We start from the raw sequence: 12,090 nt of genomic DNA on the forward strand, positions 1-12,090 counted from the left end.
ATGACTATTATTTCTGACGTATATGCACGCGAAGTCCTTGACTCCCGCGGCAACCCAACCGTAGAGGTTGAAGTATACCTGGAATCCGGTGCGATCGGTCGCGCTATCGTTCCATCCGGTGCTTCCACTGGTATTCACGAAGCCGTTGAGCTTCGCGACGAGGACAAATCCCGTTACCTGGGCAAAGGCGTTCTGAAGGCTGTTGAGAACGTGAATGAAATCATTGCTCCTGAAGTAATTGGCATGGACGCTTTGGACCAACTCGGCATCGATAAATTGATGATCGCTTTGGACGGAACTCCAAACAAAGGCAAATTGGGTGCAAACGCAATTCTGGCTGTATCCATGGCTGTAGCTCGCGCTGCTGCAGACGCTCTGGATCTCCCATTGTATGTTTACCTTGGCGGATTCAACGCGAAACAGCTTCCAGTTCCTATGATGAACATCGTTAACGGTGGTGCTCATGCAGACAACAACGTGGACGTTCAAGAGTTCATGGTATTGCCTGTTGGCGCACCTAGCTTCAAAGAAGCACTTCGCATGGGCGCTGAAATTTTCCACAACCTGAAGTCTGTTCTGAAAGGCAAAGGCCTGAACACGGCGGTTGGTGACGAAGGCGGCTTCGCTCCTAACTTTACTTCTAACGAAGATGCATTGACTTCCATCATCGAAGCGATTGAAAAAGCCGGCTACAAGCCAGGTGAAGACGTATTGCTCGGTATGGACGTAGCTTCCACTGAATTCTTCAAAGATGGCAAATATGTTCTGGAAGGCGAAGGCAAATCCTTCACGCCTGCAGAATTCGTTGACTTGCTCGCTTCTTGGGTAGACAAATATCCAATCGTTACGATCGAAGACGGATGTTCCGAGGACGATTGGGAAGGTTGGAAGCTGCTTACCGAGAAATTGGGCAACAAAATTCAACTCGTGGGTGACGATCTGTTCGTTACCAACACCGAGCGTTTGGAAAAAGGGATCAACGAAGGTATCGGTAACTCCATCCTGATCAAAGTTAACCAAATCGGTACATTGACTGAAACATTCGATGCAATCGAAATGGCAAAACGCGCAGGATACACGGCTGTTATCTCCCACCGTTCCGGTGAGTCCGAAGACAGCACCATCGCTGATATCGCGGTGGCAACCAACGCAGGTCAGATCAAAACGGGTGCTCCTTCCCGTACCGACCGTGTGGCAAAATACAACCAATTGCTTCGCATCGAAGATCAATTGGGCGAACTTGCTCAATACAACGGCTTGAAGTCGTTCTACAACTTGAAGCAAAAATAATTGAAATAGAAGAAAGTCCAGCTCCTGCTTTTTGGGAGCTGGGCTTTTTTTGCGTGTGATTGGGCGATGTCGAAGAGTCAAGGAAGGCTGCACCTTGGATGGGGGCTGTGGGGCGGTGCGAATATCGGCTCCGGTCGCTGTTAAAATCGGGAAGCTGGATGGATTAGGGTAAGGAGGCTTCCCGATTTTAAAGGCGAACGCGTTGCTCCTCCACCGATATACGCACCTGAGCATGAGGGAGGTGTGCAGCCTTTTGCAGCCATCGCCGGAGAGTACAAGAGATAAAGCCCAGCTCAGCTTGGTTGCATGAGCTGGGCTTTTGGGTGGAGGAGGGGGAGAAAGGGAAGGGCTGCACCTTTGGACGAGGGCTGTGGGGCGGTGCGAATATCGGCTCCGGTCGCTGTTAAAATCGGGAAGCTGGATGGATTAGGGTAAGGAGGCTTCCCGATTTTAAAGGCGAACGCGTTGCTCCTCCACCGATATACGCACCTGAGCATGAGGGAGGTGTGCAGCCTTTTGCAGCCATCGCTGGGGAGCAAAGATAGCCCAGTTCAGCCTGGTCGCATGAACTGGGCTTTTGGGTGTGGGTGGGGAAGGCTAGGCAAGGCAAGGGAGGCACCTTGGACGAGGGCTGTGAGGCGGTGCGTATATCGGTTCAAAAGCATTCAATTGATGAACTTGTGGAATGGATATACTCTCTTCCCATGGAGTCAGAGGTTCCGACGAACTTTAGCTATTCGAACTCTGGCTACATTCTGTTGGAAAAATCATCGAAACTTCAGCGGCTCCACGTACGCCGATTTTCTGGAACGGGAAATATTCGGCCCTGCGGGCAAGAAGGATTCCGCCCTTGAATCCAGCTCGATCTTATCTAACCGAGCGAGCGCTTATGAGATGACGGCGGAGGGAGAACTGCGGAACGCTCGTACCTCGACATGTCCAACGCTTATTCGGCCGGGGGCATTGTCTCTACCGCTAGAGATCTGCATATGCTTAACTGTGCACTGGATGAGGGGAAGCTGTTGTCCGGCGATATGACGGTCAAGCTATTCTCTTGGGACGGGCAGCAGCCTTACCGTTATGGCTGGAATAGAGCAAGCATCGGGGCCAACCGGACCATGGCCTTCCATCATGGCGGGATTAACGGTTACACGGCTTCCTATCTAAAGCTGCTGGATCAAGAAATCGCGGTAATCGTGTTAAGCAATGTGTCGACCATGCTGACCTCAACGTTAGCGGGCGTGATCGTGAACGCACTTGGCGAAGATTCCCTATTGTAATAGATGATGTAATACATGAAGACCAAACTCTCCTGGGAGAGCTTGGTCTTTGTTTATGTACACAGCAAAAAAAGCCGGTAGAAGACTGCGGTCCTCTTCCGGCTTATGATGGATATTTCGAAGGCCTAATGCAGCCCAGGTCTATAGGGGCCAGAACAGCATTAAACCAGGGTATTCAAGGATTCCGGCGTGAATGGCTCAAGCTCGTCGAAACGTCCGTCGCGTACCTTGGCAGCCCATTGCGGATCAGCCAGGAGAGCACGACCTACGGCAACGAGGTCATATTCATGTTTCTCAAGGCGGTTCAAGAGCTCATCGATGTCCTTGTGACCAGCACCCTTGCCTTGGGTAAAGAGGCTGGTAAACACTTCATCGAGGCCAACAGAGCCGACGGTGATGACCGTTTTTCCTGTCAGTTTCTTAGCCCAACCGGCAAAGTTCAGCTCAGAGCCTTCGAATTCAGGCTCCCAGAAGCGGCGTGTCGAGCAGTGGAATATATCGACACCTGCGTCCGACAGCGCGGTTAACAACTGACCCAGTTTTTCAGGCGTATCTGCGAGCTTAGCTTCGTATTGGGTTGTCTTCCACTGGGATAGACGGATGGCAACAGGGAAGTCCGGACCTACCGCTTGACGTACGGCTTTCACCACTTCGATCGCAAAGCGGGCACGCTTCAGCATGTCTCCTCCATACTCATCGGTACGCTGGTTCGTTCTTTCCCAGAGGAATTGATCGATCAGGTATCCGTGGGCACCATGGATTTCTACTCCGTCAAAGCCAATGCGTTTAGCATTCGCAGCAGCATCCGCATAAGCTTGAATGACTTGTTTGATTTCATCTATGGTCATCGGCTTAGTGACGAGGTTGCCTTCCAGGTCAAGTCCGGATGGTCCGATCGGAAGTGCCTCCGGGTTTGGCTCGGCGCCCACCGGACGGGTCATGCCGATGTGCCAAATCTGCGGCATGATCTTGCCGCCAGCCTCATGAACCTGACGTACGACCTCGGCCCAGCCGTTCAATGCGGCTTCACCGTGGAAATTAGGTATATTGGGGTTATCGGTAGCTGCCGGGTGGTCTATCAGCGTTCCTTCGGTAATGATCAATCCGACGCCATTCTCTGCACGCTGACGATAGTAAGCCGCCACATTCGGGCCCGGTACGCCATTCGGGGAGAAGCCGCGGGTCATGGGTGCCATCACCACGCGGGATGAAAGAGTCAGGTTTCCGATTGTATAAGGCTCGAAAAGAGCCTCGGTGGATCGGGTGTTTTGATTTTGGTTGCTCATGTATGGAATCCTCCAATATCTCTAATATGTTTTTCTGCATTTTCATAAAAATAGATATATATAATGAAAAGAAAGAGCTTGTAGGCTTCCTTTATGGTGATAATGCTCGTTTAAGCCTATAGCTCTTTCTTGAGTTGTTCGATAAAACGCGCGATACCCTCCTCATTACGTCTGTAATATGTCCACTGGCCCGAGCGCCTGGATTCCAGCAGACCTGCCTTTTGCAATTTGACCAGGTAGCCAGAAACGACCGACTGTGCAAGCCCTGTTTTCTCTGAAATGGAGCCGACGCAGACACCGCCCTGAAAATCGCATGTAGAAGGCATGTGCTTCTGCGGATCAAAATGTTCCTCCGGATGCTTCAGCCACTCCAGAAGTTTAAACCGGGTCTCGTTTGATAGTGCTTTGATGGTTTGTATGGTATCCATATGCTCATTATATCTATTTTTATAGAAATGTAAATATAAACTTTGGGAAAATAACTAAAAGAAAAAAAGACTATTCCCAGGCCAGCCCAGGGGTTGACATGGAATAGCTTTTATTCAGGTTGGGGTTGAGCCCAAGAAAAATGATTGAATTTAGCCATGGATACACGGTGAGGCTGAACCGTCCGCGATGTTACAGGCCAATGTTGTGATTGCCAAGGCTTGTTTTTTGCATCATCTTGGCTGCGGGATGCTCCGTGTTGGTAGAGCCCCGGAACGAGACCTGTCACTACAAGGTCATCCATACCGCAGATGTGCTTCACGTTAGTTTTTCCGGCAGCATCAACTGTCAGGCCTCCGTATACCGCACAAAAGACAGGGTGATATCCTGCGGATGATCCCCAAAACCCGAACCGTACAGATTCAGGCCGTTCGGGTATTCGGCGTCTTCCTTCACCTCAAAGCGGACGCGAATCGGCCGGTTGAAGGCGAGTCCCAGCGAATCTATGGTGGTCGCGCCTACCGCTTGACCGTCGACTTGGCTGCCTGTTGCGGTTACGCGCCATTCCGTCAGCATGCCGTATTCACTGCCGCTTCTCCATTTATCCGGCGTGAGTTTCCCTTTGCGATCACCAAAATCGCCAGGGCTTCTCCAGGTGCCTACAGGGAGATCGTTAATGCTGACGGTTATATCGGATGGCCAATCCTGCTGGAAGGAAGGCGCTTCGGAGCTGAGCTCCGCACGGATGCGCAGTTCATCGAGAGCGGCTCCGGGCGGCATGGGATTGGCAAAATAATATTCGATATATCCGGATCCCGAGAACCAGAGCAGCGCGGCCTCTGTTCGTTCCGGCATGTAAAAGGCGCGCGGATCGTCAGGCGATCCGATCAGAGAGCCATCCCGAGCCGCCATGCCGCAGGTAGGCTCGATCGAGCAGTGGGAGAACATGCCGATCGGCATGTGAATCTCTTCCGTGCGCTGCAGCCCCTCGCCCGGCTTTGCGGGCAGTTCGAGAAAAATGGAGCGGCAGGTAACGGCGCAGATTTTTTCCCGGTTGGCACCTTGCGAAGAGACGATCAGGTCCGCCTGCTCCAGCATCTGGACATTAATGGATACCGTAGGCTGCGCAATCCCAAGCGCTTCGGCCAATTGACCGACACTCATCGGTTTATCGCCAAGCGCTTCAAGAATGCGCACACGGACATCACTGGATAAGGCTTTGGCTACTTCCACGATCCGGGATGCCGGATAACGGTTGGTTTCCAGCTTCGATTCGTTCATAATCCCCTTCCTTTACTGAAGAGATATAGTGACTCCAAGTGTACACTAAATTCGATATATTGTAAAAATATAATGTACATTGCAATTATTATATACAGGTGCTAGAATAGGGGCAAATTTAGAAAAAGGAAAGGTTGTGTTCGCTTCATGAAGTCTCCTGTAGCAACGCCCATCCGTACGGAAATTCCACGCCCGGAGTACCCGAGGCCCGATTATGAGCGGAGAGATTGGTTAAATCTGAACGGTCAGTGGTCGTTCCAGCTGGAAACAGAAGGATCCGATGATACTCAGCAGCATGCTGGCGAGGATGAATACATTTCCTTGCAAGCGGGCGATGCACGGTGTTTTGATTCCGAGATTACGGTGCCGTTCTCCTGGGTAAGCCCATTGTCCGGTGTTGAGCGTGATGTAAAGGGTGTCGGCTGGTACCGACGTTCCGTGAAGTGGGGGCCGGCCGAGAAGCAGTCTCGAATCTTCCTGCGGTTCGGCGCCGTGGATTATCTGTGCGATGTATGGGTTAACGGCAAGCATGTCGGCTCGCATCAAGGCGGGTACGGAACATTTGAGTTTGATGTGACTACGGTTTGGAATGCGGAACAAGACAATATTCTCGTGGTCCGTGCAGAGGACTATGATCATAACTATCAGGCCCGCGGGAAGCAGGGATATGGGGAGATCCGGGGAATATGGCAGCCGGTTTGGCTGGAGGCCCGGCCGCAAACCTACATGGAGCAAGCAACCTTCATAACTTCCCTCGATGGTCAGGTCGAACTGAAATCCAGGATTCAGGCGCATGAAGCAGGCACGGCGACACTTCATCTTTCTTTTGAAGAAGGTTCCATTACTCATCAGGTGGAGTGGGAGCTGGCAGAAGGGGTTAATGAGTGCACTACCGTGTTCCAGGTTAACGATCCGCAGCTGTGGAGTCCTGAAACGCCGCACCTGTATGAAGGGCAGCTGACTCTGTCGGGTTCCGCCGGTGATGATGTCGTGCATACTTACTTTGGGATACGCGAGATCGGGACGGCGAAGTTCGACGGTCGGGAGTACCGCTGGATCACATTGAACGGGAAGCCGGTATATTTAAACGGAACGCTGGACCAGTCCTATCATCAGACCGGGTTCTTCACCTACCCGACGGATACGGAGATGCAGGACGAGATCTATCTCATGAAGCGGCTTGGACTGAACTTCGTGCGGATTCATATTAAGCCGGAGGAGCCCCGCAAGCTGTATTGGGCGGATAAACTCGGCATTCTGGTGATGGAGGATATGCCGTGTTTTTGGGGCAACCCGGATGAGACAGCACGCTCAGCCTACGAGAGCGAGGCGCTTGAAATTATAGAGCGGGACCGGAATCATCCGTCTATTTTTTCCTGGGTGATGTTTAACGAAACTTGGGGGCTGCGCACGGACAGCGAATCCGCCGGCCTGACCGGGGGAGAAGGACAGCATCGATATTATCTCCCGGAGACGCAGGAATGGGTGCGGGAGAAGTACAGATGGGCCAAGGAGCTAGATCCGACCCGGATCGTTGAAGACAATTCGCCTTGCGCTTATGATCATGTGGAAACGGATATTAACACCTGGCATTTTTACATCAACGGGTATGAACCGCTGCGGAATCATATCGAGGAGATTGTTCAGAAGACGCATCCGGGTTCCGAGCATAACTATATCGGCGGCAATCAGCAGGGTGACGCTCCGCTCATGAACAGCGAATGTGGTAATGTGTGGGGAATTGACGGAGGAGCCGGGGACAGTGATCTGGCATGGCATTACCGTTACATGCTCAACGAATTCCGGCGCCATGATAAACTGTGCGGCTTTGTATTTACGGAATTCCGTGATGTCACGAACGAGTTCAACGGCTATTATCGTCTTGATGGTACGGATAAAAAATTCGGATACGAGGACTTTGTGCCAGGTATGACGATAGCCGACCTGCACACGCCGGATTTCGTTGTGATTGACGCACCGCCTTGTCAGACGCTGGAGCAAGGAGACGCAGTATCCATACCGCTGCAGCGTTCCAGTTATTCCGATCAATATCATGGACAGAAGCTTATCCTTGCCTGGGAATTATCCTATGACCAGTTGGGTACGAAGGTCGTGGCTGATCAAGGATCCCTGGAGGTCGCATGGGACGGTTACGGTGTGGCGCCGCTGACCGAACTGCAGCTTCGCATGCCGGAGACCGATGCGGTTGCGATACTCGGCATTCGTCTCCTGAATGGTGCGAACGGAGTCGTGACGCGCAACTTCACGACGTTTGACGTGCGCGGCGGAGAGGAGCAGTGCAATGGTGGAGCGGAAGCCAGAACGGTACGCATTCCGGTCAACACATTCCGTGAGCAAAGCTTCTCCTATATGTGGGAGGCGCTTCAAGGAGCCAAAGTGAACGGCGGCGGAGAGGGACGATTCGTCTATGACGTGCAGCTGCCGGACCGTGAGGAACAGCCGCTGATCCGCGATATCGAGATTTTCTTTGAGGCTGGCGCCAAGCGATTGCTGGCACGAAATATCGAGGGTGCGCGGCATCGCAGCCACGGCATCGACTTCATGCACGGGGCATCGGCGGACGTAGAGTATAACCCGAGCACTTACTATATGACGGATGAAGAGCTGCATGAATCGCGTGTATCTGTTTGGGTAGACGATGTCAAAATCGGCGAGGCTGTGCTCGCGGATGATCCTGCCGATTGCCGAGGCGTTCTGTCGTGGCACTATCAGCCGGTTCATAACCTCTTGGAAGAGGCCGGTTCGTACGGCTACCTGTGCCAGGCGCAGGTGCCGGGCAGACTTTCGGCGAAGCTTGACCGCAAGCGCAGCTTCCGACTGGAGCTGCGAGCCGAAGAAGGCGGCATCAGTCTGTATGGACGGAATGCAGGCCGCTATCCGATCGATTTGTTGGTGCGGTGTCGGTGAGAGTGGTAGTTGAAGGATGAAGGATGTCACTCAGTTTTCAGGCACTTAATTGGATTATGTCAGAGATTGCGATAATTAATTCGTGTGAAGTATAAATAGAAAATAGGCAACCTGCCAGTAGTGGAACTACTTGCTGGGTTGCCCATTTTTTATGGAGTTCTATGTCCTAAGAATGGTTTAGGTGATTGGTATATACTTCCTTATATAGTCTTTTTTCATTACTCTTTTATCGTATTTTATGCTTGTTTTCGTATTAGATCGTCTTCGTTATGTTATAATTTTCTAGTACAATATACGGCTTATAAGGGCGGTCGGCTAATCTCCCAGAAGGGAGGTGATGCCCATGGAGGTCAAAGATGCACTTTCCTTAATGTTCATGTTCGGCATGTTCATTCTGGCATTGCTCACCTACATGAAAAAGAAATAGACCGCCCTGCCTAAGGTAACGGTCTATTTTTCGACCTGTCTTTCGTGGCCGACTGCTCTTTATGCAGTTATTGTACTCTGGAGTCGTGTTCGCAGCACGACTCCTTACTTATTCTTACCTCAGTATAGCTCATTTTATAACGCTTTTATAGGTTTTATTTGTTTATTTTGATTTATACAAGTTCCATGATGAGGGAGTTAATCCTCTTCCAAAGCGCAGTGAATTGTGACCCTTAGATCCATATGAGTAAAAAGTCGCTATAAAAAAAGCCAGTGCCATCCACATGTTGGATAACGCTGGCTTAATCTATATACCTTCCTTCACCCTCACCGCTTCTTCCAGAACAGCTGCAGCGCCACCTTTGCGCACCACAGGGAGAACAGCAGAAACAGCAGCGCCCAGACGAAGGCCGGGAGCACGGTCAAGTTAGCCAGGTTGGAGGCGTCGCCTGCTTGATTGGGCTGGGTCAGCGCCATGGTCAAGAGGGTGAGCGGACCGACCACGGATTCTTCGAGTACGAGAAAGGCGAGCAGCAGGTAATAGAAATTGCGGATCTTCTCGCCGAGAAAATAAAAGATCAGATTCACGATCATAAAAATAATCAGCCACCATAATCCGTAGCCGGTGCGAACGAAGAAAATAATCATGATGAGGGCAAGCACGGTAATGGTGATCAGGCCGGCGGCCTGTTTTTTCTTGGCGTAGCCGTAGAACATTAGAATGGCGAACAGGGATGCGGACATATAGCCTGCAAGCGAGACGACAATCGGGCTCCACCCGCCTGAAGCCAGCATGGAATAGGTAACGCCGCTATGATCGGGGTTCAGCTCAATGCTAAGTACCCGCCCTGACATAATAAGGGTCATCACGGCATGCCCCAGCTCGTGGATCATCGTATCCAGGATACGGAACCAGGAGGAGAAGGGGATCAGTCTCGTCAGAAAAGCTGCGCCCACTAGAAACAAGAGTGCTTTTAGCCATTTATTCATTCGAAGGTCCTTTCAGCGTAAAGTCATTCGCTAGACTATCATTCCGTCCATTATAATACAGATGAGAAACATGTGAAAATCGGGTAGACCCTTTCGGTTAAATGGTATAATTGAAGTTGTGACGGAGGTTCATGTTTGATGAAAAATGATAAGCCTAACAACGACAATCACATAAATTCAATAAGACATACTACGCACGTGAACGACCAGGGGATTCGTTTTGCCGAATTCGAACTGGCCGGTGATGAGCAGGATGTTTCAATCCCGGACAAGCGCCCGGATACGCTGAATCAGGTGCAGGAAACAGTTGACCCTGCTGTCCCAACGAAGAAGCCCTTGATTGTGAAGCCGCAGCAGTCGCTCGATATGAACTGGGGCGAGGATTTCCGATACGTGACCAAGGAGCAGCAATTCGTGCAGAAGGCAAGGGAGCTCGCATGGCATGTGGAGGAGGAGACTCCTTTTGTTGCCTTCAAAAGCTATTGGCCGACCTACGACCAAATGACTAGCGACCAGTTCACATGGTATTTCTACTGGCGGGAGGAAGTCAGGTCCGGGCGGTACCCGGATACGGACTTATCCTATTTATTTGTGTATTTTTATGAGCTGATCCATGGCGTAGGCTGGAGTGATCCCCTCCAAGGGTACGAATGGATGGAGCAGACGTGGACCGCATACCGCAAGCGTTATGCCAAACTGGATACGTACCTGCGGGAGTGGTTATATGATTTTATGATCGTGCATGGCCTGGATATGCCGATCCGGGAGACGTACCAGCGCTTTCCACGCGTTTTATCCGCTGAGCTGAAAGAGAAGGAATGGAAGCGCCGGTTCTCCCTCCAGCCGGTGGAGCTGACATGGGATCTGCTGCTGGAACTGCTGGATTATGACGTGGAGAAGAGCCGTTTTTACCAGGAGAATGGCCGCAAGGACTTGGAACGGTACGCCCCGAAGGTGATTGCGCTCGTGGACAGCTATTTGGCAAAAATGAAGGGTCAGCGCTTCATCGACCGCTTTCAGCCACGGCCCCGGCAGGTAAAGCGGCATTTATTCCGCAGCGCGGTGTACGATCACGGGTTATACGGGCGCACCGTCGTGCTGACGGTGGTGTCGTTAAGCGAGTACGCTCCTTTGCGTTCCTATATAACCGGGCTGGTCCGCTTGACCGAGAATAAGCTGCGAGAACTGAGAGGCTTCAAGGGAAGGCTGCGCGGCGCGGATGTGGTTGAGCCCGAAGTGGAAGAGATCATCACCCGTTACTTGAAAAAAGAGATTCAGGAGCAGATGGAGGCCGAGCGCAAGCAGAGCCTGCCTGAGGTTCAGATCGACACAGGGAAGCTGCGCCGGTTACAGCGGGAGTCGGACCAGGTCCGCGACATGCTGCTTACGGAGGAAGCCGGGCAGCAGCAGGCTGAAGTGTTTCAGCGCGAGCTGACGCGAGCGCCAAGAGTACCTTTGGACGACGCAGGCTCTATTACAAAAGATAGCGCTAAGACCGAAACGCCTTCCAGGAGCCGATCCGCCACCAGATCCGCGCCTATGAAACCGGACGTGTTCCAGGCCGTGATGGATTTTGATGCAGATCCTTATGAGCTCGATTCCATCGAGATGCGGGAACAATCGGATGATGCAGATGACATCGCTAGTTCCGTAAATACGCTAGAAGCGAAGCAACCAGAAGCAGAGTCCCAATTAGGAGCAGCTGAAGGCTGCTATATGGAGTCGTCAGGGAGCGCTGATGATAGCTTGATGCAATCCATGGGTTCACGAGAAGAGCATTCTTCTGAAGCTGGAGTTATCCATGGTATGGACCCGCACCCCGTAGAGAATGACATGCACACCGGAATGCCTACAGGGATGCTTGCAGTAGAAGAGCAGTCGTGGCAATGGGAGGTCGAGGATGAGGAATGGCAGGAGCTCGCAGAGCGTCTGAGTCCCATCCACCTGGAAGTTCTCCATGCCCTCAAGGAGGGTTCGAATCGTCCGGGGCTGCAGCGGATTGCGGAGAAAGCCGGCTCCATGCCGGCGCTATTGCTCGATGAGATCAATGATGCCGCAATGGATACCATCGGGGACCTTCTGATTGATGGGGAGACCATTGCGGATGATTATATAGAGATGCTGGAAACGTTGAAGTCCGTGTAAACGAACGGATTGAAATTGTTATGTTTGTAAGCTGCTTG

Annotated in this window: 8 protein-coding genes and 1 pseudogene; 5 read left to right on the forward strand and 4 right to left on the reverse strand. The window is 51.8% G+C overall.

Annotated elements, in window-relative coordinates:
* Both eno and M2277_RS08895 read left to right on the forward strand, forming a co-directional pair.
* Positions 1 to 1,290: a phosphopyruvate hydratase gene (gene eno, locus M2277_RS08890; protein WP_006207587.1), complete on the forward strand. Its 1,290-nt coding sequence runs from the start codon at positions 1 to 3 to the stop codon at positions 1,288 to 1,290.
* Between the two features lie 932 nt (positions 1,291 to 2,222).
* A pseudogene (locus M2277_RS08895) lies at positions 2,223 to 2,570 on the forward strand (serine hydrolase); the annotation flags it as partial.
* 161 nt (positions 2,571 to 2,731) lie between these two features.
* On the opposite strand, the gene M2277_RS08900 reads toward M2277_RS08895, so the two are convergent.
* From M2277_RS08900 to M2277_RS08910, 3 genes are all read right to left on the reverse strand, one after another.
* Positions 2,732 to 3,856, reverse strand: a complete 1,125-nt coding sequence (locus M2277_RS08900) for an NADH:flavin oxidoreductase (protein ID WP_036644282.1) — start codon at positions 3,854 to 3,856, stop codon at positions 2,732 to 2,734.
* A gap of 116 nt (positions 3,857 to 3,972) precedes the next feature.
* Entirely contained in the window at positions 3,973 to 4,284 is a 312-nt protein-coding gene (locus M2277_RS08905) for an ArsR/SmtB family transcription factor (RefSeq protein ID WP_006207592.1), read from the reverse strand.
* A gap of 346 nt (positions 4,285 to 4,630) precedes the next feature.
* Positions 4,631 to 5,563 carry an ArsR/SmtB family transcription factor gene (locus M2277_RS08910; RefSeq protein ID WP_006207593.1) on the reverse strand — a complete coding sequence of 311 codons (933 nt, stop codon included), beginning with the start codon at positions 5,561 to 5,563 and terminating at the stop codon, positions 4,631 to 4,633.
* Between the two features lie 147 nt (positions 5,564 to 5,710).
* On the opposite strand from M2277_RS08910, the gene M2277_RS08915 reads away from it, so the two are divergent.
* Complete coding sequence (locus M2277_RS08915; protein ID WP_280754609.1) at positions 5,711 to 8,491, forward strand: glycoside hydrolase family 2 protein; 2,781 nt, start codon at positions 5,711 to 5,713, stop codon at positions 8,489 to 8,491.
* Between the two features lie 343 nt (positions 8,492 to 8,834).
* A complete protein-coding gene (locus M2277_RS31640; protein WP_220687457.1) occupies positions 8,835 to 8,918 on the forward strand; it encodes a putative holin-like toxin in 84 nt (27 codons plus the stop codon).
* Between the two features lie 326 nt (positions 8,919 to 9,244).
* On the opposite strand, the gene M2277_RS08925 is transcribed toward M2277_RS31640, so the two are convergent.
* Positions 9,245 to 9,907, reverse strand: coding sequence for a M50 family metallopeptidase (locus M2277_RS08925; RefSeq protein ID WP_006207595.1), 663 nt, complete (start codon positions 9,905 to 9,907; stop codon positions 9,245 to 9,247).
* A 138-nt stretch (positions 9,908 to 10,045) separates the two neighbouring features.
* Between M2277_RS08925 and M2277_RS08930 the strand changes: the two genes are divergently transcribed.
* Positions 10,046 to 12,052 (forward strand): TerB N-terminal domain-containing protein, encoded by a 2,007-nt coding sequence (locus M2277_RS08930; RefSeq protein ID WP_280754610.1) that lies wholly within the window; start codon positions 10,046 to 10,048, stop codon positions 12,050 to 12,052.
* Positions 12,053 to 12,090 lie beyond the last annotated feature (38 nt).

Origin of the sequence: Paenibacillus sp. LBL (assembly GCF_029893715.1) — a bacterium.
Taxonomy (GTDB): Bacteria; Bacillota; Bacilli; order Paenibacillales; family Paenibacillaceae; genus Paenibacillus_AQ; species Paenibacillus_AQ glucanolyticus.